The sequence below is a fragment of the Streptomyces sp. NPDC054796 genome (assembly GCF_053611545.1).
The window spans coordinates 153230-177500 of record NZ_JBSHAO010000014.1; the positions used below are offsets into that span (position 1 = coordinate 153230).

Sequence of the window (24271 nt, forward strand, 5' to 3'; positions counted from 1 at the left end):
CGCTGCCCCTCCCGACGCCCCCCTCCGCACCGGGACACCGGGACACCGGGACACCGGGACACCCACTGCGCCGTGGTGAGTACGCCCGCTCCCAGGACCAGAACGGTCGCACTGTCCGCGCCCCGTCGAACGGCCCAGGTTGGCCGCCCGGTCCGGCCCGGCCACCGCCGTCCCCACGTCGGGCTGCTGGAACCCGTACTCGGCGAGAACATCCTGGCCGTCTGCGCCGCCGGGGTCGGCGGCGGCTCGCTCGTGTACCAGGGGCCGGGTGCGCGGCCAGCGCGGCCTCTACGTGCTGGACGGCGCCCTGATCCCGGGCACGACGGGCGCGTGCGACCCGTCGATGACCATCGCCGCCGTGGCCGAGCGCGCCATGGATACCCTCGTGGCCCAGGACGTGGGCACGGTCATCTGAGCGGTACGCCGTCAACGGCCCCCCGCGCACAGCCCCGTGGGGCGAGCCGCGGCAAGGCGGGGAAGGGCCCCGGCAGCGGTGTAACCGGTCATGGACCGAGGAGGAGGCTGGATGAGGCGCCTGCGACTGCCCGGATCCGACAACGAGCACGGCGACGGGGCGGGAATATCGCGGCGATCGCTGCTCGGCGCGTCCGCTTCCGGGGCCGCGGCTCTCCTGCTCGCCGGGTGCGGCCTGGGAGGGGACGACGAAGGGTCCGGCGGCGAGAACGGCAGCGGGAACGGCGGCGGCTCCGGGGGCGGATCGGGCGACGACGAGTCGGCGCATCCCCCCGCGCCGCCGAGCGGCGCGCTCGGCGCCAACTTCAACGAGGACCCCAGCGACATGACCTTCGCGCAGTTGCGGGGGATCTCCGCCGGGTGGCTGCGCGGCTTCATCCCCATGCGGGAGACCGAAACGTCCGACCCGGCCCGTCAGAAATGCGTCGCCACCCTGCTCAAGGCGCGCGAAGAGGGCTACGGCACCATCCTGTCGCTGAAGTTCCCGTACCAGCACAAGGCGCTCCCCGAAGCGGGCAGTTCCGCCATGGACGCCGAACTCGCGCGCGTCGACAAGGTGCTGGCCGCCGCGCTGGGCAAGATGGACATCCTGGTGATCGGCAACGAGCCCTTCCTCGAAACCCGCCAGGCCGAGCGCCGCGGCCCCGCCATCAACGCGTTCTACGAGCACCTCGCCGAGCACGTCATCGCGTACCGCAAGAAGCACTTCGGAGCACGGTGCAGGACCCGCCTGTACATGGGCGCGCTCAACCGCCTGGACGATCCGTCCCGGCGGACGGGCCCCACCCGGCGGTGGATGGAGTTCGTCGGCGAGACCCGGGAGATCGAGGGCGTCGACATCCACCCCCACGTGACGTCCCTCGACGCCGGCCAGAAGTACCTGGACTACGTGCTCCCCCACCTCCGCGACGACCAGAAGTTCCTCGCCACCGAGTTCTCCCTCGTCCTCAACTGGGGCCGGCACATGCGGGACAAGATCCCCGCGGCGTTCGCCTCGAAGTACGACGTGGCCCCGGACACGCGCGTGTGGCAACTGCTCAAGGAGGCCGCCGAGAACCCCTTCCCCCAGGAGAAGTGGGACGCCTTCCTGGCCGCGAGCCCCTGGTTCCACCGGAACCGGCGCTATCTGCGGGACCAGATGCGGAAGTTCCGCGACACGGGGAAGCTCGCGGTCGCCACCTACGGCGTCGTGCAGGCCGACGCCATGGTGCGGAACATCGGCCCCGACAAGACGCCATGGATGCTCAACAGCGTGTACGCCAGCAGGACCGTCGAGGAAGGGGAGGACGGGAGCCCCGGGCTCAACAAGGCGTGGTACGAGGACTTCCGCGCCCTCCAGCGGCAGCGTGACCGCCTGCCTGTCCGCACGGGCGAGACCGCCACGTGATCCCCTGCCCCGGCTGCACCCTCCGTCAGGCTTTCCGTCGGGCTTTCCGTCAGGCTCCTCAGGCGCGGGCGCAGTCGGGGCACAGGCCCCGGTACGTCATCTCGACGGCGGAGACGGTGAATCCGAACCGCTCGGAGTCCGGGAGGTCGGCCAGCGGATCGCCGTCCGGGTGGACGTCGCGGATGAGGCCGCAGCCGGAGCACACCAGGTGCTGGTGGGGCCGGTGTGCGTTCGGGTCGTAGCGTTTGGCGCGTCCGTCGGTGGCCACCTCGATGACCTCACCGAGCAGGACCAGTTCGCCGAGGGTGTTGTACACCGTCGCGCGGGATATCTCCGGAAGCCGGGCCTCCGCCCGCGCGAGCACATCGTCCGCGGTGAGGTGGACGTGCTCGCCGTCGAGTACCTCGGCGACCACCCGGCGCTGGGCGGTCAGCCGCCAGCCACGCCCGCGAAGCCGTTCCAGCAGGTCACTCATGGCCACCAGCCTAACCGTCGACCGACAACCAGCTAAGAACGCGTGACCGGTGTTGGTTGTCGTATTGACTTGGATTTCGTCCATCGTAGGATCGGCTCCAGCTATAGCCAAGGGGCACGACGCGGGCAGGACACAGCGGGAGCTGAGACCACGTGGGTGGTTCCTGAGCCGTGGTCAGCCGAGTCCGGAAGGATTCCCATGTCTGAGAACCACGAAGCGATCGTCGGAGACGCGAAGACGGAGGAAGAAGGCGGCTGCCCTGTGGCGCACGGGCGTGCCCCGCACCCGACCCAGGGCGGCGGCAACCGCCAGTGGTGGCCCGAGCGGCTGAACCTGAAGATCCTCGCCAAGAACCCCGCCGAAGCCAACCCGATGGGTGACGACTTCGACTACGCCGAGGCGTTCAAGACGCTCGACCTGCCCGCCGTGAAGCGGGACATCGCGGAGGTGCTCACCGACTCCAAGGACTGGTGGCCCGCCGACTTCGGCCACTACGGCCCGCTCATGATCCGTATGGCCTGGCACAGCGCCGGTACGTACCGCATCAGCGACGGCCGCGGCGGCGCCGGTTCGGGCCAGCAGCGCTTCGCGCCGCTCAACAGCTGGCCGGACAACGCCAGCCTCGACAAGGCCCGCCGGCTGCTGTGGCCCGTCAAGAAGAAGTACGGCGAGCGCATCTCCTGGGCCGACCTCCTCGTCCTCACCGGCAACGTCGCGCTGGAGACGATGGGCCTGAAGACCTTCGGCTTCGCCGGTGGCCGCGTGGACGCCTGGGAGCCCGAGGAGGACGTGTACTGGGGCCCCGAGACCGAGTGGCTCGGCGACGCGCGCTACAGCGGCGACCGCGAGCTGGAGAACCCGCTCGGCGCCGTCCAGATGGGCCTCATCTACGTCAACCCCGAGGGCCCCAACGGCAACCCGGACCCGATCGCCGCGGCCCGCGACATCCGCGAGACGTTCCGCCGCATGGCGATGAACGACGAGGAGACCGTCGCCCTCATCGCGGGCGGCCACACCTTCGGCAAGACGCACGGCGCGGGGCCCGACAGCAACGTCGGCGCCGACCCGGAGGCCGCGCCGATGGAACAGATGGGCCTCGGCTGGAAGAGCACGTTCAACACCGGCGTCGGCCCGGACGCCATCACCTCGGGCCTCGAGGTGACGTGGACGACCACCCCGACCCAGTGGAGCAACGGGTTCTTCAAGAACCTCTTCGAGTACGAGTACGAGCTGACGCAGAGCCCCGCCGGGGCCAACCAGTGGATCGCCAAGGACGCCCCGGAGATCGTCCCGGACGCGCACGACCCGTCGAAGAAGCACCGTCCCCAGATGCTCACCACGGACCTGTCGCTGCGCTTCGACCCGATCTACGAGCCGATCTCCCGGCGCTTCTACGAGAACCCCGAGGAGTTCGCGGACGCCTTCGCGCGCGCCTGGTTCAAGCTGACGCACCGTGACATGGGCCCGGTCCAGCGCTACCTCGGCCCGGAGGTCCCGTCCGAGACGCTGCTGTGGCAGGACCCGCTGCCCGAGCGCACCGGCGAGCTGATCGACGCCGCGGACATCGCCACCCTGAAGGAGGCCATCCTCGGCACGGACCTCACCGTCGCCCAGCTCGTCTCCGCCGCCTGGGCCTCGGCGTCCACCTTCCGCGGCAGCGACAAGCGCGGCGGCGCCAACGGCGCCCGCGTCCGCCTGGAGCCGCAGCGGAGCTGGGAGGTCAACGACCCGGAGTCGCTGGCGCAGGTGCTGCGGACCCTTACGAGCGTCCAGGCGTCCTTCAACTCCTCGGCGAGCGGCGGCAAGCACGTCTCGCTGGCCGACCTGATCGTGCTCGGCGGCTGCGCGGCCGTCGAGAAGGCGGCCAGGGACGCGGGGCAGCCCGTCGAGGTGCCCTTCACGCCGGGCCGCGTGGACGCCTCCGAGGAGCAGACGGACGCCGAGTCCTTCGCCGCGCTGGAGCCCACCGTCGACGGCTTCCGCAACTACCAGGGCAAGGGCAACCGGCTGCCCGCCGAGTACCTGCTCATCGACAAGGGCAACCTGCTCACCCTGAGCGCGCCCGAGCTGACCGTCCTCGTCGGCGGCCTGCGCGTCCTGGGCGCCAACCAGGGCGGGTCGAAGCACGGGCTCCTCACCGAGCGCCCGGGGCAGCTCACGAACGACTTCTTCGTCAACCTGCTCGACATGGACACCACCTGGAAGTCCACGTCCGAGGCGCAGGACGAGTTCGAGGGCCGCGACGCCAACGGCACCGTGCGGTGGACGGGGACGCGTGCGGACCTGGTCTTCGGCGCGAACGCCGAGCTGCGCGCCGTCGCGGAGGTGTACGCGAGCGAGGGCTGCGAGAAGAAGTTCGTCAGGGACTTCGTCGCCGCCTGGGACAAGGTGATGAACCTCGACCGCTTCGACCTCGTCTGACCGACGCGTCTGGTCCGAGGTGAGAGCCGCCGCCCCGGCACGGGGTGGCGGCTCTTGCCGTGTTCCCGGCGATTTCCTGGCGAAATCCCGGGCGAAATTCCGGCGAATTTCCGGTGCCCGAAATCTCCGACCTGTCCAACTGCCCGCGATGTTAGGGTGAGTTGCTGACAGGATATCGGCAGGATATCGGGGACGTTCTAAGGACCGGTATGAGGAAGTACAGGACTGTCGGTGTAGCGCTCTTCGCCGCAGCGGCGGTTGTCAGCGGGTCGGGTGTCGCAAACGCCTCGGCCGGCTGGGACTATGTCGGCGCCGGGGATTTCAGTAACCGCGATGTGGACAACGGCCTGTGGTTCACCGACTACGTCCAATCCAGCGGCGGCAGTTTCCGCACGTGCCTCGCGAACAAGTCGGAAACGTACACGTACACCCTGTGGGAGCACGACAGCAGCAATTCCCGGAAGATCGCGTCGAAGTCCAGCAAGGGCGGCTGCCTCGTCTTCAACGGAATTGACGATTACGTCGACGGCGGCAACAACAAGGCAGAGCTGATGCTCTCGACGAACAACCCCGAGGGCGGCGACGGAGTCGCCTTCTACGACTAGCAGCGGTTCACGCCGCGCAAGTCCGGCCCCTGGTGGCATGCTGCGGACATGACCGAGGGAACCGCTGAGGGAACTGCCGAGGGAGCCACCAGGGAAGCCGCCGCGGAGTTCGAGGCGCACCGCTCGCGGCTCTTCTCGCTCGCGTACAGGATGCTGGGCTCGGCCGCGGAGGCCGAGGACATCGTGCAGGACACGTATCTGCGCTGGAGCGCGGCCGACACCTCCGCCGTCCGCACACCGGCCGCCTGGCTGACCAAGGTCATGACGAATCTCTGCCTCAACCACCTCACCTCGGCGCGTGCCCGGCGCGAGCTGTATACCGGCACCTGGCTCCCGGAGCCGGTCCTCACGCGCGCCGCCCCCGGCGCCCCGCCCAGCCCCCTCGGCCCGCTGGAGACCGTCGAGCAGCGGGAGTCCGTCTCGCTCGCGCTGCTCACCCTGATGGAACGCCTCACTCCGGCCGAACGCGCGGTGTTCGTGCTGCGCGAGGCGTTCGGGCACAGTCACCGCGAGGTCGCGGAGGCCGTCGGCATCGAGGAGGCCCACTCACGGCAGCTGCACGGCCGGGCCCGCGCCCGGCTCGGCGGGTCGCGCGGGTCGCGGAGAGGCTTCGACGTCGACGAGGAACGGCGCGGGAAGATCGTCGAGCGCTTCTTCTCCGCAGCGCTCGAAGGCGATGTGGCCGGTCTTGAGGAGCTGCTCGCCGAGGACGTGGTCGCCTGGACCGACGGAGGCGGCGAGGTGTCCGCGGCCCGTCGGCCGATCACGGGGCGGGACAAGGTGCTCCGCTATCTGCTGGGCCTGGGCGCCCGGCCCGAGGCGGCGCGGGTCCGGGCCGAGTTCGCCGAGGTGAACGGCGCACCGGCGGCCCTCGTCCGCGCGGGTCACGTCCTGCTCGCCGTCTTCGTACCGGAGATCGAGGAGGGGCGGGTCACGGCGGTCCGCACCGTCGTCAACCCCGGCAAGCTCGCGTTCGCCGCGGCCCAGCTCGCGTGATCCACTTCACGCCGGGGGCTGTCCCTGAGCTGTCACGTATCCGCCCGCTCGCCGGTTCAGGAGGCATGACACATCACATCGTGGTCCTGGGGGCCGGATACGCGGGGCTGGCCGCCGCGAAGGGCGTGGCCCGTAAGCTGCGCCGGCTCGACGTACGCGTCACGCTGGTCAACGCCGTCGGCCACTTCGTCGAGCGGGTGCGGCTGCACCAGCTCGCCGCGGGCCAGCGCCTGCGGGACCTGCCCCTGAGCGGTCTCCTCGCCGGTACGGGCGTCGAGCTGGTCGTCGGCCGGGTGACCGCGATCGACGCCGCTTCGCGTACGGTCCGGCTCGATTCCGCGCCGCACGCGCTCGGCTACGACACCCTCGTCTACGCGCTGGGCAGCGCTGCCGACACCGCCGCCGTCCCCGGCGCTGCCACGCACGCGTCGGCGGTGGCCACGTACGAGGACGCGGTGCGGCTGCGCGCGCGTACGGCCGCGGCGCGGGGCTCGCTGGCCGTGGCCGGAGCGGGCCTGACCGGGCTGGAGACGGCCACCGAACTGGCCGCGGCCCACCCGGCGCTCACGGTACGGCTGGTCACGGCGGGCGAGCTCGGCGCCGGGCTCTCCGCGCGTGCGCGGCGCCATCTGCGCGGCGCCCTGGAGCGGCACGGGGTGACGCTGCACGAGCACACCCGCGTCAGCGAGGTCGCGGCGCACGGCCTGGTCCTCGCCGACGGCGGCGAGATTCCCGCCGACGCCGTCGTCTGGACGGCCGGGTTCCGCGTGCCGGAGCTGGCGCGCGAGGCCGGGTTCGCGGTGGACGCGCGCGGGCTGCTGACGGTCGGCCCGACGCTGCGCTCGACCTCCCACCCGGAGGTCTTCGCGGCAGGCGACGCGGCGGGCGCGTACGGGCCCGGCGGCGGCGCGTCCCGCATGTCGTGCCAGACCGGGCTGCCGATGGGCGCGTACGTGGCGGGCAGCGTCGCCGCCGCGTTGACGGGGCGTGTCGCGAGGCCGCTACGGCTGCGCTACGTCTGGCAGAACATCAGCCTCGGCCGTCACGAAGCCCTCACCCAATTCACCCGCCCCGACGACACCCCCGTCAACACCATCCTCACGGGCCGCGCCTCGGCCCGCTTCAAGGAGGCGGTCACGAGGGGGACGGTTCTGGCACTGCGGCGGTGAGGCGGGGGGCGCGGAGTGGGGGCAGGGCCGAGGGCGCGAGGTGGGGCCGGAGGTTCACGCCGGAGGGGTGCTGAACGAGATCCGGGTGTCGGGCGGCGCATCGGGCCGACCCGGTACGGGCCCGCGGGCCTCCACCCACGCATCGCCGGCGATCTCCGTGGCGACGCGGCGCCAGAAAGCGCCCGCGGCCGGGTTGTCGTCCTGAAAGGCGATCTCCCACGGGCCCGGTCGCCCGGCCACGATCTGCCGCACGGCGCTCAGCCCGACCCCCGCTCTCCGTATCCCGCGCACCACGAAGAACGCGCTCAGCTCGTACGTCGGGCCGGACATGACCTCCACGAGCGCGAGCCCGGCAGGACGCTCACGCACCGTCAGAAGGTAGAGGTGACAGGGCGAGCACCCGTCGTCGGTGAACGCCGTCCGGAGCCGCTCGCGCTGGAAGGATCCGTCGGCGTCGGGCAACCAGCCACCGGACTCGGACATGTCGTGGCAGCACATCAGCCACAGCCGCTCCATGACGGGCTGGTCGTCGGCTCCCGCGAGACGTACACGTACCGCTTCCCTGTCCATGCGCTGCCCCCGTAACGGGCTGACCGCGCTCCTCTCATCTCTCACCGGAGCGCGGCCAGGTTCCTCATGTCACCAGATGCGCCACGCCTGCTTGTTCGTCATGTGCCCAAGACGCCGGATGAACTTGCGCATGCTCTTCACCTCCCGTCCTCGCTCGAAACGGCCGCCTGAGCGGAGGACACGGTGGTCGCCAGGCGGTGCAGCCGGAAGTCGGGAGGGGTGATGATCCCCTGCACCCGGGGGCGTGCAGAGCCGCCGTGCACGGACAGCCGGACGCCCTGGGAGAGGGCGGCCACCAGGGCCGTCGCCATGTCGAAGGCGACCGAGGCCCCCGCGCACGCGCGCGGGCCTGCGCCGAAGGGCAAGAACGCGCCACGGGTGGTGTCGTGAGCCCATCGGTCGGGCCGGAAGCGGTTCGCCTCGGGCCAGACGTCAGGGTTCCGGTGGAGGAGGTACGCGCAGACCGCGACGGTCTCGCCGGGCTCCAGCGGAACGCCTGCCAGCTCGTGGGGCAGCCGTACAGTGCGGGTGTAGAGCCAGGCGACGGGCCACAAGCGGAGGGCCTCGCGCACGGCACGGTCCGGGGGCACCGTGGCCAGCTCGATTCCGCTTCGGGCGGCGAGCAGCATCGCCCACGCCACCACGTGCGCGACGGGCGCCACGCTGGTGCGGAACAACTGGAGGTACGCGCTCGCGATCTCCAGCACGTCGGTGTCCGGGGGCGTCGCCGTACGGACCGCGTCCAGCAGGTCTGGGGGCGCGAGGCGGACGCCGGTGGCGCGCCGTGCCCGGACCTCCTCGGCCACCGCGTGGTGCAGCCTCGCGCGCAGCAGGTGCTGTGGCAGCCGGGCCAGGGGGTGGGGCGCGCGGATCAGCACGTCGTGCCGGTGGACACACCGTGCCATGAGGTGACGCAACCGTGGGCCGCTGTCCGGGTGCAGCAGCACACCGGCGAGGAGCTTGTGCACCAGCACCCGGCCCGCTTGCGGCCACACCGAGTCCTCGCCCAGTCCGGCGACGGCGCGCGAGAGCACGTCCTGACGGCTGGTCAGGTGTGCCCGCAGAACCCGTCGGGCCGCCCGGCCCACGGCCATCTGTGTCGCGGGGTCGGCGAGCCGGCCGCCACGGGGGCGCAGAAAGCCGGTGACCTCCTCGTAGCACCGCCCACCGTCACGAAGCACCCGCACGGCGCTCTCTGGATCGGCGACGCACAACGCCCCGTCCGGCATACGGAACGGAGTCCCCTGGGCCTGAGCAGCCCTCTCAACGAACCCAATCGGATCCCGACGAAACCCGCCGCCCCCAGTCACCCTGCCGTACCCCCTCCCGCCAACGCGGCCCGACGACATACGGCTCTGTGGGCATTCTGGCCGCCTTCACGGCCGGATGGAGCGGGTGAGGCCGTTCTGACTGGAAAGGGCTGAGGAGGCTTTGCGTCCATTTCCCAGACGCCGAGGTGCGAGCGGAAACACCCTCCTCTCCCCTATTGGCCAGCATTCGCCTCTTGTCGGCGCGCGTTCGAGGGTTCCCCGGGCAGGGGCGGGAGCGGGGCTCTGGTCATGCCCCGTGGAAAAAGCCGTCGGCCGCGTCTCCCGAGAGCGGAAGACACGGCCGACGGTCCACAGAAGGCCCAGGCGAGCAGGCTCTTGCTCTGGCCTGCGACGTTCTTAAATGTCGAAGTACAGCTCGAACTCGTGCGGGTGCGGGCGGAGCTGCATGGGGGCGATTTCGTTTGTGCGCTTGTAGTCGACCCACGTCTCGATCAGGTCGGAGGTGAAGACGCCGCCCGCCTGGAGGTACTCGTTGTCCGACTCCAGGGCCTCGAGGACGGCCGGGAGGGAGGTCGGGACCTGGGCGACGCCCGCGTGCTCCTCGGGGGCCAGTTCGTAGAGGTCCTTGTCGATCGGCTCGGCCGGCTCGATCTTGTTCTTGACGCCGTCCAGGCCCGCCATCAGCAGCGCCGAGAAGGCGAGGTACGGGTTCGAGGACGGGTCCGGGGCGCGGAACTCGACGCGCTTGGCCTTCGGGTTCGAGCCCGTGATCGGGATGCGCATCGCCGCGGAGCGGTTGCGCTGCGAGTAGACCAGGTTGACCGGGGCCTCGAAGCCGGGCACCAGGCGGTGGTACGAGTTCACCGTCGGGTTGGTGAAGGCCAGCAGCGACGGGGCGTGCTTGAGGATGCCGCCGATGTAGTAGCGGGCGGTGTCCGAGAGGCCCGCGTAGCCCTGCTCGTCGTAGAAGAGCGGGGAGCCCTCGCTCCACAGGGACTGGTGGACGTGCATGCCCGAGCCGTTGTCGCCGAAGATCGGCTTCGGCATGAAGGTCGCGGTCTTGCCGTTGCGCCAGGCCGTGTTCTTCACGATGTACTTGAAGAGCATCAGGTCGTCGGCGGCGGCGAGCAGCGTGTTGAACTTGTAGTTGATCTCCGCCTGGCCCGCGGTGCCGACCTCGTGGTGCTGGCGCTCGACCTGGAGACCGGCCTTGATCAGCTCGGTGCTGATCTCCGCGCGGAGGTCGGCGAAGTGGTCGACGGGCGGGGCCGGGAAGTAGCCGCCCTTGTAGCGGACCTTGTAGCCGCGGTTGCCGCCGTCCTCCAGGGCGCCGGTGTTCCAGGCGCCGGCCTCGGAGTCGATCTCGTAGAACGCGCCGTTCGCCTTGGTCTCGAAGCGGGCGCTGTCGAAGACGTAGAACTCGGCCTCGGGGCCGAAGAACGCGGTGTCGGCGATGCCGGAGGAGGTGAGGTACGCCTCGGCCTTCTTCGCCACGTTCCGCGGGTCACGGCTGTACTGCTCGCCGGTGATCGGGTCGTGGATGAAGAAGTTGATGTTGAGGTGCTTCTCCGCACGGAAGGGGTCCAGGCGAGCCGTGGACAGGTCAGGCACGAGCGCCATGTCGGACTCGTGGATGGCCTGGAAGCCGCGGATCGACGAGCCGTCGAACATCAGGCTCTCGGCCGGGTCGAAGGTCTCGACCGGGACCGTGAAGTGCTGCATGATGCCGGGCAGGTCGCAGAAGCGGACATCGATGTACTTCACATCGTTGTCCGCGATGTACTTCTTGGCCTCGTCGGCGTTCTGGAACATCCAACTCCTCCTAGTCCCGCCGCGAGGGGACGGGAATTGCTGCGGGGCGCAGGCCAGTGCGGTGGCGCGCTGATGCCCGACCATAAGCAGAGGCCATTTCTCAAGCATGACCCGTTTGTTTCGCCGATGTTAACCAGGATACGAGCGTCGGCCCCTGGTGACCTGCGGGCAAGGTCATTTTTCCGCGCGTTACCGTTGACGGGTGGACAACAGGGAAGCAATCGGCTCGTGGCTCTCAGGACCCCGCGCCACCGCAGAGGACATGGGCGCGGACTTCGGCTACCGCGGTGAGCGGCTCGGCCTCCCCCAAGAGGGCCCGAACTCCATCGCGCCGGTCGGCCGCCGCTTCGGGGCCATCTTCATCGACTGGGCGCTCTGCGTGCTGATCGGCTACGGACTCCTCGCGGGCCGCGATCTCCAGTCCGCCAACAACTGGGCCCTCGCCGTCTTCCTCGTCATGAGCCTGCTGACCGTCGGCACCATCGGCTGCACTCCCGGCAAGCGCCTCCTGGGGCTGCGCGTCATCGCGGTCGACGGGCACGGCAAGCTGCCCCTGTGGCGTACGGCCGTACGGACGGTGCTGCTCGGTCTCGCCATCCCCGCGCTCATCTGGGACCGCGACAGCCGCGGCCTCCACGACCGCCTCTCCGGCGCGGTCCAGGTCCGGATCTGACTGGTTCGGGACCTGATCCGATCGGTTCGGGTCCGGAGTCGACCAGGCCCGGCCGTGGACGCGGCGACCGCTTCCGCTACGGGTGAGGGCGGCACGGGAGCGTTGCCGCCCCGTGCCGCCCTCACTCTTATGTGGCCTTCGTACGGCCCCTGTCCGACGGAGCGGCGCCGGTACTGCCCGCCCCGGCACCGTATACGAGAGCGGGTGACCTGTCGGCGACCGGTCAGCGGCCGCCGCCCTGGCCGCCCTTCGGCATCCGCATCCCCTTGGGCATCGGCCCCTTCGGGATCGGCATGTTGCTCATGAGGTCGCCGAGCGCGCGCAAGCGGTCGTTGACCTCGGTGACCTGGCCGCCCGCCAGGGTGCGCGGCAGCTTCAGCATCTTGGTGCGGAGCTTCTTCAGGGGCACCTGGCCCTTGTCCTCGTCGTCGCCCACGACGATGTCGTGCACCGGTACGTCGGCCACGATCCGCGCCATCCTGCGCTTCTCGGCGCCGAGCAGCGAGCGCACCCGGTTCGGGTTGCCCTCGCCCACCAGCACGATGCCCGCCTTGCCGACGGCACGGTGGACGACGTCCTGGTTGCGGTTCATCGCGACGGCCGGGGTGACGTTCCAGCCGCGGCCGATGTTCTCCAGCACCGCGGCTGCCGCGCCCGGCTGGCCCTCCATCTGCCCGAAGGCCGCCTTCTCGGCGCGCCGCCCGAAGACGATCGCCGCCGCCAGGAAGCCCAGCAGGACTCCCAGGATGCCCGCGTAGACCGGGTGGCCGATCAGGAAGCCGATCGCGAGGAGGACACCGAAGGTGACAAGCCCCACGCCGGCCAGGATCCAGCCGATCATCCGGTCCGCACGCCGGGTCATCTTGTACGTCAGGGCGATCTGCTTGAGCCGCCCTGGATTCGCAGTGTTCTCTGCGTTGTCCTTCCTCGCCATGCGGGGAAGTTTACGTGGCGGCCGGAGTCCGGGTCTTCGCGGCCTCCAGAATGCGCTGTGCCTCCGTACGCGCCTTCGCCCGCTGGCGGTCCTCCAGGACCGCTGTCCAGGCGTTTCGGCGCGCCGTCAGGTTGCCCCGGCGCAACAGCAGGCTCTCCAAGCTTTCCAACGCGCGCAGCGTGGTCTGCAAGGCGGATCCCCTCCGTGGAGTGGCGTGTGGGTACGGAATGAGCTGTGCGGGTACTGCGGTCGTGCGTGTGCTGCGGTGGTGCCGTGCCGTGCCGGTCGTGCTCTGCGGTGCTGTGGTGCTCGGGTCCGTGCCGGGCGTGCGCCCGGCCCCGCTCCCGCCCCCGTGTCCCCCGTACATCCCCCGTACTCCGCGTCAGTCCAGCGTCACGTTCCGGTGTTACCAGCGCATGACCGGGGGGTCAAAGACTTCGAAAGGATGCGCGTCGAACCTCACGCCGTATTCGCGCCATGCTGACGCCGCGCTGACACGCGGCCCGGACGGCGGAAGGCGGCGGCTACGCCACCTTCGCGCCGCGTGCCTCGACCGCCTGCTTGTAGAGCCGCCCCGCGCGGTACGAGGAGCGGACCAGCGGCCCCGACATGACGCCCGCGTAGCCGATCTCCTCGGCCTCCTGCTGGAGCTCCACGAACTCGTGCGGCTTCACCCAGCGCTCCACCGGGTGGTGGCGGGGCGTGGGGCGCAGGTACTGGGTGATCGTGATCAGCTCGCAGCCCGCCTCGTGGAGATCGCGCAGGGCCTCGCTGACCTCTTCGCGGGTCTCCCCCATGCCGAGGATGAGGTTGGACTTGGTGACCAGGCCGTCCTCACGGGCGCGGGTGATCACCTCCAGCGAGCGCTCGTAGCGGAAGCCGGGGCGGATGCGCTTGAAGATCCGGGGAACCGTCTCGACGTTGTGCGCCAGCACCTCGGGCCGCGAGGAGAAGACCTCGGCGAGCTGCTCGGGCACCGCATTGAAGTCCGGGATCAGCAGCTCGACGCCGGTGCCGGGCATCATGGCGTGGATCTGCCGGACGGTCTCGGCGTAGAGCCAGGCGCCGCCGTCGTCCAGATCGTCGCGCGCGACGCCGGTGATGGTCGCGTAGCGCAGCTCCATCTGCTGGACGGACTCGGCCACGCGGCGCGGCTCGTCGCGGTCCAGCTCGGCGGGCTTGCCGGTGTCGATCTGGCAGAAGTCGCAGCGCCGGGTGCACTGCTCGCCGCCGATGAGGAAGGTGGCCTCGCGGTCCTCCCAGCACTCGAAGATGTTGGGGCAGCCCGCCTCCTGGCAGACGGTGTGGAGCCCCTCCTTCTTCACGAGGCTCTGGAGGGCGTTGTACTCGGGGCCCATTTTCGCCCGGGTCTTGATCCACTCGGGCTTGCGCTCGATGGGGGTCTGGCTGTTCCGGACCTCCAGGCGGAGCATCTTGCGACCGTCGGGTGCGACAGCGGACACGTCCGGCTCCCTACGTACTTACGTACTTTCGATTCCTCGGCGCCCATAAGGGTACGCCTGTGCTTCTCCGGGCTCCGGGGGTCGCCCCCCGTCGGTTCTCAGTGCTGGTTCAGTGCTGGTCTACACGGATCTCACACCGCGCGCGGCAGCGGTTCCGTGGACTCCAGGACCTCGCGCAGGTGTTTCTCCACTACAGGAAGCACTTCGGTCACCGGGACATTCCTGCCCAGCTCGTTCGAGAGCGAGCTGACGCCCGCGTCGCGGATGCCACAGGGGACGATCTTGTCGAACGAGGTGTTGTCGGGGTCACAGTTCAGCGCGAAGCCGTGCATCGTGACGCCCTTGGCCACGCGGACGCCGATCGCGCCCAGCTTGCGGTCCTCGCCGCGCTGGCCCGCGTTCGACGGCGCGTACTCGGGGCCCTTGAGACGCGCGTCGAACTCGTCGTCCTCGTCGTCCCGCCCCCCGCCGAGGCCTGGGGCCAGGTCCAGCGAGAGGCCGCCGGGCGACGGGCGCGACTCCACCGGGTCGCCCAGCACCCACACCCCGCTGCGCCCCTCGACGCGGGTGACCTCCAGGCCGAAGTCGGCGCAGGCGCGGATCATGGCCTCCTCCATCCGCCGCACGTGCGCGATCACGTCCACGGGGCGGGGGAGCTTCAGGATCGGGTAGCAGACGAGCTGGCCTGGACCGTGCCAGGTGATCTTGCCGCCGCGGTCGACGTCCACCACGGGGGTGCCGTCGAGCGGGCGCTCGTTGTCGGCGGTGCGCCGTCCGGCCGTATAGACCGGGGCGTGCTCCAGCAGCAGACAGGTGTCGGGGACCTCGTCCGCGAAGCGCGCGGCGTGCACCCTGCGCTGCTCCTGCCACGCCTCCTGGTAGTCGACGGCGTCTCCGCCGAACCCCAGGTGGACAAAGCGCAGCTCGCTCACGACAGCTCCTCCTACGGTGTGCCGGGCTCCGGATCGCGGAGGCCCGGGATCGCGCCCTGGAAGCCACTGTACGGCCGTCCCCGGCGGTCCTGGCAGGCGCCCGTCGGCTCACACGTACGGATGAATACGCGACGAAGAGGCCGAGGGATGTACGAGGGGCCGTTACATTCGCGCCGTTCCGCAGGGCGCCCCGGCGTCTGCCGCAAGCCGTAGGGCAGGAGACCGTAAAGCTGATGACGATGGAACGAGCTGGGAGCGCTTCCTCCCAGTCCTCCCCACAGCGCATCCCCAACCGCCAGCTCGCCGCACTGATCGCCGAGGCCGGGTTCTCCAACGCCGGGCTCGCCCGGCGCGTGGATCAACTCGGCCTGGAACACGGTCTCGATCTCCGCTACGACAAGACCTCGGTGACGCGCTGGCTGCGCGGCCAGCAGCCGCGGGGCACGACGCCCGCACTGATCGCCGAGGTCTTCACCCGCAGGCTGGGACGCCGGCTGACCGCGCAGGATCTGGGGCTCGACGCGTGCGCGCCCGTCTACGCGGGCCTGGAATTCGCCGCGACGCCCACCGAAGCGGTGGACATCGTCAGCGGCCTGTGGCGCAAGGACTCCGGCAGCCATGCCGAGCTGCGCAAGATCGCGTTCACCCCGGCCGGGCTCGTGGTGCCCAGCCGCGACTGGCTGATCGGCCGGGCCGACGAACGCGTCGCGCGCGGCGACCCGGACTCGGGTGGCCCCGGCGGCGGACCCGGCGGTCCGCCGGGAGGGGCGCCCGGAACCCCGGGGTCCCCGGGGAACAGGGCGCGGGTCCCCGCGCAGATGCGGGGCCAGGGCGGTCCGGGCCCAGGTCCAGGACCAGGGCCGGGTCCGGGTCCGGGGCAGCCGTCCGCCTCGCCCGTTCCGGCGGGCGCTGGCGTGCACGGCTCCGCCGCGCACGGCTCCGGCCACGGCCCCGGGCACGCGGGCTACCCCGGGCGGCGCCCCGCGCCCGGCGGCGCGCACGCGCTGACCGCCTCCCCCGCCACAGCACCGGGGGTCACGGCCGCCTCGGCCGCCTCGGCGGCGACGGCGGCCTCCCGGATGGACCGGGTCGAGCGCGGTCCAGGACAGCGGGTGAGCGCCGGGGACGTCAACGCGCTGCGCTCGGTCTGCGAGCTGTTCCGCGCCCTCGACCACGCCTACGGCGGCGGCCACGCGCGCCAGGCCCTGGTGCGGTATCTGGAGCACGAGACCGAGCCGATGCTGCGCGGGGTCTACGGCGAGCAGGTCGGACGCAGGCTCTTCGGAGCCGCAGCCGATCTGACCCGGCTCGCGGGCTGGACGTCGTACGACATCGCGGCGCACGGCCTCGCCCAGCGCTATTTCGTGCAGGCCCTGCGGCTGGCCCAGGCCGCGGGCGACCGCGCCTACGGCAGCTACGTCCTGGTGACCATGAGCCGCCAGGCCGTGTATCTCGGCCACGGCAGGGAGGCGGTGCAGCTCGCGCGGGTCGCGCAGCAGGGCGTGGGGACGGCGGCGCCGCCCGTCGTCCAGGCGCTGCTGCACGCGGCGGAGGCGCGCGGGCACGGGGTGCTCGGCGAGGTCAGGGCGTGCACGGCATCGCTGGCGCGAGCCGAGCGCGCGCTGGAGACGTCGCGGCCCGGCGCGGGCGAGGAGGTGCCGCAGTGGGCGCGCTTCTTCGACGAGGCGCAGCTCGCCGACGAGTTCGGGCACTGCCACCGCGACCTCCAGCAGTACCGCGCGGCAGCCCAGCACGCGGAGCGCTCGCTCCAGTTGCGCGGGACGGGGTACGCGCGCAGCCGCCTCTTCTGCCGCGTGGTGCTGGCCACGGCCAGGCTCGGGCTCGGCGAGATCGAGCAGGCGTGCACGCTGGGCGCCGAGGCGGCGCAGCAGGCGGCCGAGATGCGGAGCGTGCGGGCGCACGAGTACGTACGGGACTTCGAGCGCCGCCTCGAGCCCTACCGCGACGCGGCGCCCGTGCGGGGCTATCGCGAACGGGTCGCCGCGCTGGGCTGATCCGGTCCGGCGCCCTGGCGGGGCGGGGGGCAGGGTGCCCTGGGCCCCTCCCCTGCCGGGGGTGGGGCGGGCGGTCGCGGGTCGTTACCGTGAGTGCATGGAGATCTGGATCAACCCCGCCTGCTCGAAGTGCCGCGGCGCGCTGAAGCTGCTCGACGAGGAGGGCGCCTCGTACACGGTGCGGCGCTATCTGGAGGACCCGCCCCGGCCCGACGAGCTGCGTGCCGTCCTGGAACGGCTCGGGCTCGAACCGTGGGACATCGTGCGGACGCAGGAGGCCGAGGCCAAGGAGCTGGGGCTCAAGGACTGGCCGCGCGACGCGGACGCGCGGGAGCGCTGGATCCAGGCGCTGGCCGAGCACCCCAAGCTGATCCAGCGCCCGATCATCACGGCGGACGACGGCACGGCGCTCGTCGCGCGCTCCGACGAGGCCGTACGGGACGCGCTCTCGCGCTGAGACACAGGCGCAGAGGGGCGGGGTCCGCGTGACCGGTCACGCGGGCCCCGTCACGTCGGCCCGCTCCCGTCGGCCCGTCAGCGTTCGCCCCGTCAGCGTCTGGGCCGCAGCACGCAGGGGATCTCCATCGTGACCATCGTCGGCCCGCCGGGCGGGCTGCTCACCGCGAGGATGCCGTCGAACTGGCCGAGCCGCCGCTCGATGCCCGCCATCCCCGAGCCCTTGGCGAGGTCGGCGCCGCCGCAGCCGTTGTCCGTGACCGCGATGCGCAGCATGCCGCCCGCCGACTCGCTGTAGTGGACGTCCAGCCAGACCCGCTCGGCGCCCGAGTGCTTGGCCGCGTTGGTCAGCACCTCGCTGATGGCGAAGTACGCCGCCGACTCGACGGGTTCCTCGAAGCGCCCCCGCAGTTCGATGTCCGTCTCCACGGGGATCTGCGTGCGCAGCGCGAGCGCTTCGGCCGCGTCGCCGAGACCTCGCTCGGCCAGTACCGGCGGGTGGATGCCGCGGACGAGGTCGCGCAGCTCGGTCAGCGCCGCCGCCGAACTCGCCCTGGCCTGCGCGAGCAGCCGCTTCGCCTGCGCCGGGTCCTTCTCGATCAGCGCCTCGACGGTGCCCAGGCTCATGCCCATGGACACCAGCCGCGCCTGGGCCCCGTCGTGCAGGTCGCGCTCGATGCGGCGCAGTTCGGCGGCCGACGAGTCGACCGCGTCGTGCCGTGTCTCGTACAGCCGCTCCACGCGCTGCGCCAGCTCGGCGCCCCGGCTCGGCGAGATCATCAGCTTGACGAGCAGGAAGTGCGTCTTGATGAGGGGCACGTTCACCCGCAGCGCCACGGCGAGCAGGGCGGTGCCCAGGCAGGCGCACAGCACGGCGCTGAAGAAGCCGGTGACGGGGATGAAGGCGTACCAGTAGCTGTCCTGTACCGCCTGCCAGACGCCCGCGAGCAGGACGTAGCCCCACACGCCGTAGGCGACCAGCGCGGGCGGGAAGACGGCGCAGACGAAGCCCGCGACCGCGTCGGTGAGCAGCCAGGCCAGATCGCGCCAGGTGGCCGGGTCCTTGAGCAGATACGTGCAGCGCTCGACGACGCCGGTCACCCCGGTGCGCAGGTCGCGCGGGAAGGGGCGGTACGGCGCGGGTACGGGGAGGCCCGCCCACTCCAGCGCGAACGCGCGCCGCTGGTTGGCGTGCATCCGCACCAGGCTCGTCACCAGGGGCGTGGTGAAGACGCCGACCCCGACGAGGATCAGCGCGATCGACACGACGCTCAGGATGAACAGGGCGAGCGAGGCGCCGATGGACAGGCCCATCAGCGTGAGGCCCTGGACGGCCGCGATCGCGGCGTCCCTGGCGCGTTCGGCCAGGCTCGGGCGACGGCGCGCGTGCGGCGTGGCGTCGGCGGGTCCGGTGCCGCGATCGGGTCCGGTGCTGGTGCTGGTGCCGGTGCTGCGGTCGGGGCCGCTGCCGGTGCCGCGATCAGCGCCGGTGCCGGTGCCGTGGTCGGTGGCCGTGCTCGCGCCCGCGCCCTCCCGGCCCTGTTCCTCGCGCCCGTTCCCGTGCGGCTGGCTCGTCACGTCGCTGCTTCCTCTCCCCTGCACGGTCCGGGCCCCGTCCCCGTCCCGCGCCTCGCGCTTCCGCGTCCAGTCTGCGGTGCGCGGCACGCCACTGGCACGGGGACCGGCACCCGGACCGGGGTGTACCTAGCGCCACCCCGGCCCGCGCCGGTGGCGGGACGCGGGACACACCTCAGAAGGGCCGCCCCTCCAAGAGGGGCGGCCCTTCGGCGTTCGAGATGTGTCGTCTCATCGCGGTGCCGGCCGGCGCGTGCGGCCAGCTCGCGACCGGGAGATGGAGAGGAGGAGCCGTCAGTGGCTGCTCAGGGCTGTCCTCCGCGACCAGCCTGAGCACGCTCCACCGGGATCACTCCAGTCTCTTCACCTTTACCGGCAGCTTCGCGACGGCGGTCCCTCAGTGGTCGTTGAGCCACCTGTAGGTGTAGGACGTGCCGCCGTTGCCGTCGAGATTGATGTAGGTGTTGTTGCCCTCCATCAGGTTGTACATGGGGCCCTGGCTGGCCCGGCGCGACTTGCAGGTACCGGTGCCCGTGTCGACGGTTATCGTGTAGCCGACGTCGCCGGGGCTGTTCTCGTAGACATTGGCCTCTGCCGCATGCCCGTTCTTCGACGTGTCGCACACCTTGACGATGTCGCCGTGCTCCTCGAAGTAGACACGCGCGCCGTCGTACGTCCTGGTGTGGTCCCAGTTGATGGCGGAGGCGCTTCCGGCGCTGAGGGTGACGGCCGCGCCGGCGAACATGAGCGTGCCGAGGGCCATGCGGGTCTTGCGAAGTCTCATCTCACGTCTTTCTTGTCGATGAACGAACTCCTGTTCGTGGCGGGACGTTATCCTGACGCGCGAGTGGTGAGTACACGCACCTCTGATCTGGTGACAGAGCTGAGACAAGCGGGACCGCGGCGTCCAGTTCACCGACGTACGCCGACAACGTCTCACCGCACAGGGCCCCTCTTGAGCGGGGGCGTGGCAGGATGCCGCCCGATGAGCGGCACCGTCACGCCTCCGCTACGCACCGCGCGCGCGTTCCTCTTCGCCGCGGTGTGTGTGCTGCTCGCCGGGGCCGGACACGCGACGGCGGCGGGCCACGGCATCCCGCCACGGGTGCTCGGTGCCGCCTTCGCCGGGGTGGCCGTGCTCGGCTGGCTCGGCGCGCGACGTCAGCGCGGACCGCTCGCCATCGGGGGCGGGCTGCTCGGCGTGCAGGCCGCGCTCCACCTGCTGTTCGGCCGCCTCGCGGGTACGGGGTACCAGGCGCACGGCGGTCACACCTCCCCCGGTGGCCATGGCGGGCACGGTGCGCACATGGCGCACTCCTCCATGGGCGCCACGGGCTCCCCCGGTTCCATGGACGCCGGTGCCGGTGCCGGAGGGCCGGGCCCCTCACCGTGGGCGGAACTGCTCGGGCCGACCGGGCACGGCTCGGCCACCATGCTCGCGGCGCATCTGCTCGCCGCGCTGCTCTGCGCGCTGTGGCTGTGGCACGGCGAACGGGCCCTGTTCGGGCTGCTGCGCGCCCTTGCCGCGCTCGCGCTGCCGCCGCTCGCGCTGTGCGCGGCGGTACGCGGCGCCTGTGCGACGGCTCCCGCGCCGCGCCCCGTACGGCGCCGCTCGCCCGCGAGGGCCCCACGTCCGCCGTACGCGCTGCTCCTCCACACGGTCTCCCGACGGGGTCCGCCGACGGGCCCCGCACCCCGCTCCACCACGCCCGTCGCCCCGGCGCCCGTCTGAGACCTGACCTGAGACCTGAGAGGTCCGCCGGTGGCCGGGGGCGTGGCACACCACACCCGACTCCGCGCGGACGACCACCTCCGTCGGCCCGCAGGTCACGGACGCGCGCGTCCGCGCGGCGGCAGACCGGAGGACCTCGCATGTCCGTAGAGACCCCAGACACCCCGGAGACCCCACCGCACGACCGGCCCGGTTCGGGCCAGCGCCGCCCCGAAGGGACGCCCGCGCCCACCCCCTCCGCCCGCGCCGGAGGCTGGCAGGCGCTGCGCCCGCTGGTGCTGCGGCTGCACTTCTGCGCGGGGCTCCTGATAGCCCCGTTCCTGCTCGTCGCGGCGGCGACGGGGCTGCTGTACGCGGCCTCGTTCCAGATCGAGAAGGCGGTGTACGCGGAGGAGCTGACCGTCGACGTCCCCAAGGGCGCCCCCGCGCGGCTGCCGCTCTCACGCCAGGTCGGGGCCGCGCTCGACGCGCACCCGGACGGCGAACTCACCGCCGTACGCCCCTCGTCGGAGCCGGAGGCGGCCACCCGCGTGCTGCTCGACGACCCGAGCGTGGCCGACCCCGACAACTCCCTCGCCGTCTTCGTCGACCCCTACACCGCCAGGGTCCAGGGCGCGCTGGAGAGCTACGGCAGCTCGGGGGCGCTGCCCGTGCGGGCGTGGATCGACCACCTCCACCGTGATCTGCATCTGGGCGAACCCGGGCGCCTCTACAGCGAGTTCGCCGCGAGCTGGCTGTGGGTCGTGGCCCTGGGCGGAGTCGCGCTGTGGCTGGGCAGGGCCCGCAGGCAGCGCAAGCTGCGCGGGGCGACGGGCGCCCGCCGCACCCTCGCCCTGCACGGCACCGTCGGCCTCTGGGCGGCCCTCGGGCTCCTCGTGCTGTCCGCGACGGGGCTGTCCTGGTCCGCGTACGCGGGCGCCAACATCGAGGCGCTGCGGACGAGCGTGGGCAGCGCCACACCGACGGTCTCGGCCGACACCGGCACCGACACGGATACGAGCACCGGCACCGGTCACGAAGGGCACGGGAGCGGGAGCGGTGGCGGTGGCGGTGGCAGCGATCACAGCGGCCACGGAACGCACGAAGGCCACGGCGACGCACACGCCGGGCACCCCGCCGAGCCCGAGGACGTCGGCCTCGACCGCGTCCTCACCGTGGCCCGCGAGGGCCAGGGGCTGAACGGCCCGATCGAGATCACCCCCTCCTCGGGCCCCGGCTCCGCCTACGTCGTCGCGCAGACCGACAAGCAGTGGCCGCACCACCTGGACCAGATCGCCGTCGACCCGTCCGACGGGAAGGTCGTCGACCGGCTGGACTTCAAGGACTATCCGCTCCTCGCGAAGCTGACCCGCTGGGGCATCGACGGCCACCAGGGCCTGCTGTTCGGGCTCGCGAACCAGGTGCTGCTGATGGCGCTCGCGGGCGCGCTGATCACGCTGATCCTGCTCGGCTACCGCATGTGGTGGCGCCACCGCGTACCCCCTCAGCGCGGCGCCTGGCGCCGGGTCCCGCTGCCGACGCTGCTGCCGCTGGCGGCGGTGGCCGCCGTCGTCGGCTGGTTCCTGCCGCTGTTCGGTATCGGCCTGGTGGCGTTCCTCACGGTGGACGCGGCGCTGGGGGTACGGGCGCGCCGCCGCGCGCGCACGGCCCGTACGGCCCGTACGGACTGAGCCCCTCCGCACCCGCCCCGGGACCGGTCACCGGTCCGGTTCCGGGGCCCGCTGAGGGGGCTCACGGACCGCCCCGGCGGCCCGGTTGCGCCGGGCGAGGGGCGCCGCGAGGCGGGACCGCGCCGACCCGCGCGGGGCCACGCCTTCCACACAGTCACCTCCTTTACCCTGCCCCCATGCCGCATATCACCGTCGACTACTCCGACACCCTCGCCGACACCTTCGACCGCAGGGGGTTCGGGCTCGCCCTCCACCCGCTGGTCGCCCGGACGATCGAGGGCACCGTGGCGGGCTGCAAAACCCGTTTCCGGCGGATCGACGAGTGCGTGCTCGCGGACGGCGCCGACGACATCGCCATGGTCCACATCGAGGTGGCCCTGCTGTCGGGGCGCACGCCCGAGGTGAAGGCCGAGTTGTCCCGCGCCGTCCTGGGGCTGGCCCGCGACCACATCAAGCCCACGCCCGGGTTCGCCCTGCACACCTCCGTCGACGTGAGCGACCTCGCGCGCGGCTCGTACGTCAGCCACATCAGCCACCACGACCAGGGGGCCTCGGTGTGGAGCGCGGGCGCGTGAGGTTCGGGCTGCTGGGCACGGGCCCCTGGGCGCGGCGGGCCCACGGGCCCGCGCTCGCCGCGCACGAGGGCGTCGAGCTGGTCGGCGTGTGGGGGCGGCGCCCGGAGGCCGCGCTGGAGCTGGCCTCGGAGCTGGGGACGCGGCCCTACGACGACGTCGACGCGCTGTTCGCCGACTGCGACGCGGTCGCCGTCGCGCTGCCCCCTGACGTGCAGGCCCCGCTCGCGGTGCGGGCCGCCGAGGCGGGCTGTCATCTGCTGCTCGACAAGCCGGTGGCGACGACGGTCGGGGGCGCGCGCGGCGTCACGGCGGCCGTCGACCGTACCGGAGTAGCGTCCGTCGTCTTCTTCACGCTTCACTTCAGCGAACCGTCGGCGAGCTGGCTGCGCGCACGGCAGGCCGAGGAGGGCTGGCTGCTGGGCCGGGCCGACTGGCTCTCGCCCGTCTTCGGTGGCGGCGACTCGCCGTACGCCGCGTCGCCGTGGCGGCGCGAGCGCGGCGCGCTCTGGGACATCGGGCCGCACGCGCTCTCGGTGCTGCTGCCGCTGCTCGGCGACGTCCGCTCGCTGGACGACGTCCACGCGGCGGGCGGACACGGTGACACCGTCCACCTGACGCTGCGTCACACCAGCGGCGCTTCGAGCACGGCCACGCTCAGTCACTCCGTACCGCCCGAGGCGTCAGGGGTCACGGCCGAGGTGCGGGGCGCGGCCGGGGTCGCGACCCTGCCCGAGCGCGACGAGGGCCCCGTCGAGGCGTTCGCCCGTGCGATCGACGCGCTGATCTCTGCGGCGAGCGGAACGGGTGCGGACGCGGCAGCCGAGACGGGTCCGCCGTGCGACGTACGCCTCGCGCAGCGCGTGACCGAGATCCTCGCGCGCGCCGAGGCGGCCCTGCGCTGACCCCTGGCCGGGCCCCTCGCAGTGGGCCCGGCACCACGACCACGTGGCGTGGGGCCGGCCGGGTGGGGGGGGCCGGGGACCCCCCCGCGGTAGCACCCGGGCACCCCCCCGCCCCCCCCCCCCCCCCCCCGGTGGGAAAAACAAAAAAACCAGACCCCCCCCAC

Annotated in this window: 23 protein-coding genes; 13 read left to right on the forward strand and 10 right to left on the reverse strand. The window is 72.1% G+C overall.

Annotated features, from left to right (window positions below):
* Window positions 1-268 precede the first annotated feature (268 nt).
* Both ACWGJ2_RS14815 and ACWGJ2_RS14820 read left to right on the forward strand, forming a co-directional pair.
* On the forward strand, window positions 269-415 hold the full coding sequence (locus ACWGJ2_RS14815) for a hypothetical protein (RefSeq protein ID WP_453346459.1): 147 nt from the start codon (window positions 269-271) through the stop codon (window positions 413-415).
* 111 nt (window positions 416-526) lie between these two features.
* Window positions 527-1861 carry a hypothetical protein gene (locus ACWGJ2_RS14820; protein ID WP_453346460.1) on the forward strand — a complete coding sequence of 445 codons (1335 nt, stop codon included), beginning with the start codon at window positions 527-529 and terminating at the stop codon, window positions 1859-1861.
* 58 nt (window positions 1862-1919) lie between these two features.
* Here ACWGJ2_RS14820 and ACWGJ2_RS14825 read toward each other — a convergent pair whose 3' ends face one another.
* On the reverse strand, window positions 1920-2336 hold the full coding sequence (locus ACWGJ2_RS14825) for a Fur family transcriptional regulator (RefSeq protein WP_453346461.1): 417 nt from the start codon (window positions 2334-2336) through the stop codon (window positions 1920-1922).
* A gap of 198 nt (window positions 2337-2534) precedes the next feature.
* On the opposite strand from ACWGJ2_RS14825, the gene katG reads away from it, so the two are divergent.
* From katG to ACWGJ2_RS14845, 4 genes are all read left to right on the forward strand, one after another.
* Entirely contained in the window at window positions 2535-4757 is a 2223-nt protein-coding gene (katG, locus tag ACWGJ2_RS14830; protein WP_453346462.1) for a catalase/peroxidase HPI, read from the forward strand.
* Window positions 4758-5092: 335 nt separating this feature from the next.
* A complete protein-coding gene (locus tag ACWGJ2_RS14835; protein ID WP_453346463.1) occupies window positions 5093-5362 on the forward strand; it encodes a hypothetical protein in 270 nt (89 codons plus the stop codon).
* Window positions 5363-5410: 48 nt separating this feature from the next.
* Window positions 5411-6358: an RNA polymerase sigma-70 factor gene (locus ACWGJ2_RS14840; protein ID WP_453346464.1), complete on the forward strand. Its 948-nt coding sequence runs from the start codon at window positions 5411-5413 to the stop codon at window positions 6356-6358.
* Window positions 6359-6423: 65 nt separating this feature from the next.
* Window positions 6424-7527 carry an NAD(P)/FAD-dependent oxidoreductase gene (locus ACWGJ2_RS14845; protein WP_453346465.1) on the forward strand — a complete coding sequence of 368 codons (1104 nt, stop codon included), beginning with the start codon at window positions 6424-6426 and terminating at the stop codon, window positions 7525-7527.
* 54 nt (window positions 7528-7581) lie between these two features.
* On the opposite strand, the gene ACWGJ2_RS14850 is transcribed toward ACWGJ2_RS14845, so the two are convergent.
* From ACWGJ2_RS14850 to glnA, 3 genes are all read right to left on the reverse strand, one after another.
* Window positions 7582-8097 carry a GNAT family N-acetyltransferase gene (locus ACWGJ2_RS14850; protein WP_453346466.1) on the reverse strand — a complete coding sequence of 172 codons (516 nt, stop codon included), beginning with the start codon at window positions 8095-8097 and terminating at the stop codon, window positions 7582-7584.
* Window positions 8098-8234: 137 nt separating this feature from the next.
* Window positions 8235-9284: a cytochrome P450 gene (locus ACWGJ2_RS14855; RefSeq protein ID WP_453346467.1), complete on the reverse strand. Its 1050-nt coding sequence runs from the start codon at window positions 9282-9284 to the stop codon at window positions 8235-8237.
* A gap of 480 nt (window positions 9285-9764) precedes the next feature.
* The gene (gene glnA, locus ACWGJ2_RS14860; protein ID WP_453346468.1) at window positions 9765-11180 is read right to left on the reverse strand and encodes a type I glutamate--ammonia ligase; all 1416 of its coding nucleotides are present in this window, start codon (window positions 11178-11180) and stop codon (window positions 9765-9767) included.
* Between the two features lie 202 nt (window positions 11181-11382).
* Here glnA and ACWGJ2_RS14865 point away from each other — a divergent pair, with 202 nt between their 5' ends.
* Window positions 11383-11853: an RDD family protein gene (locus ACWGJ2_RS14865; protein ID WP_453346469.1), complete on the forward strand. Its 471-nt coding sequence runs from the start codon at window positions 11383-11385 to the stop codon at window positions 11851-11853.
* A gap of 223 nt (window positions 11854-12076) precedes the next feature.
* On the opposite strand, the gene ACWGJ2_RS14870 is transcribed toward ACWGJ2_RS14865, so the two are convergent.
* The 4 genes from ACWGJ2_RS14870 to lipB form a co-directional block, all read right to left on the reverse strand.
* Window positions 12077-12787 (reverse strand): DUF4191 domain-containing protein, encoded by a 711-nt coding sequence (locus tag ACWGJ2_RS14870; RefSeq protein WP_453346470.1) that lies wholly within the window; start codon window positions 12785-12787, stop codon window positions 12077-12079.
* Between the two features lie 10 nt (window positions 12788-12797).
* Window positions 12798-12956 carry a hypothetical protein gene (locus ACWGJ2_RS14875; protein ID WP_453346471.1) on the reverse strand — a complete coding sequence of 53 codons (159 nt, stop codon included), beginning with the start codon at window positions 12954-12956 and terminating at the stop codon, window positions 12798-12800.
* 355 nt (window positions 12957-13311) lie between these two features.
* Window positions 13312-14250, reverse strand: a complete 939-nt coding sequence (gene lipA / locus ACWGJ2_RS14880) for a lipoyl synthase (RefSeq protein WP_453346472.1) — start codon at window positions 14248-14250, stop codon at window positions 13312-13314.
* Between the two features lie 131 nt (window positions 14251-14381).
* Entirely contained in the window at window positions 14382-15182 is an 801-nt protein-coding gene (gene lipB, locus ACWGJ2_RS14885) for a lipoyl(octanoyl) transferase LipB (protein WP_453346473.1), read from the reverse strand.
* Between the two features lie 233 nt (window positions 15183-15415).
* Between lipB and ACWGJ2_RS14890 the strand changes: the two genes are divergently transcribed.
* Window positions 15416-17197, forward strand: a complete 1782-nt coding sequence (locus ACWGJ2_RS14890) for a regulator (protein WP_453346474.1) — start codon at window positions 15416-15418, stop codon at window positions 17195-17197.
* Between the two features lie 97 nt (window positions 17198-17294).
* The gene (locus ACWGJ2_RS14895; protein WP_453346475.1) at window positions 17295-17654 is read left to right on the forward strand and encodes an arsenate reductase family protein; all 360 of its coding nucleotides are present in this window, start codon (window positions 17295-17297) and stop codon (window positions 17652-17654) included.
* Between the two features lie 92 nt (window positions 17655-17746).
* Here ACWGJ2_RS14895 and ACWGJ2_RS14900 read toward each other — a convergent pair whose 3' ends face one another.
* Both ACWGJ2_RS14900 and ACWGJ2_RS14905 read right to left on the reverse strand, forming a co-directional pair.
* Window positions 17747-18967: a sensor histidine kinase gene (locus ACWGJ2_RS14900; protein WP_453346497.1), complete on the reverse strand. Its 1221-nt coding sequence runs from the start codon at window positions 18965-18967 to the stop codon at window positions 17747-17749.
* Window positions 18968-19625: 658 nt separating this feature from the next.
* Entirely contained in the window at window positions 19626-20012 is a 387-nt protein-coding gene (locus tag ACWGJ2_RS14905) for a hypothetical protein (RefSeq protein ID WP_453346476.1), read from the reverse strand.
* A 201-nt stretch (window positions 20013-20213) separates the two neighbouring features.
* Here ACWGJ2_RS14905 and ACWGJ2_RS14910 point away from each other — a divergent pair, with 201 nt between their 5' ends.
* The 4 genes from ACWGJ2_RS14910 to ACWGJ2_RS14925 all read left to right on the forward strand — a co-directional run bounded on the left by ACWGJ2_RS14910 (window position 20214) and on the right by ACWGJ2_RS14925 (window position 24107).
* Window positions 20214-20960: a hypothetical protein gene (locus ACWGJ2_RS14910; protein WP_453346477.1), complete on the forward strand. Its 747-nt coding sequence runs from the start codon at window positions 20214-20216 to the stop codon at window positions 20958-20960.
* 140 nt (window positions 20961-21100) lie between these two features.
* Entirely contained in the window at window positions 21101-22630 is a 1530-nt protein-coding gene (locus ACWGJ2_RS14915; protein ID WP_453346478.1) for a PepSY-associated TM helix domain-containing protein, read from the forward strand.
* 176 nt (window positions 22631-22806) lie between these two features.
* Window positions 22807-23205: a 5-carboxymethyl-2-hydroxymuconate Delta-isomerase gene (locus tag ACWGJ2_RS14920; protein WP_453346479.1), complete on the forward strand. Its 399-nt coding sequence runs from the start codon at window positions 22807-22809 to the stop codon at window positions 23203-23205.
* Window positions 23202-24107, forward strand: coding sequence for a Gfo/Idh/MocA family protein (locus tag ACWGJ2_RS14925; protein WP_453346480.1), 906 nt, complete (start codon window positions 23202-23204; stop codon window positions 24105-24107). Before ACWGJ2_RS14920 ends, ACWGJ2_RS14925 begins: the two co-directional genes overlap by 4 nt.
* Window positions 24108-24271: the final 164 nt, after the last annotated feature.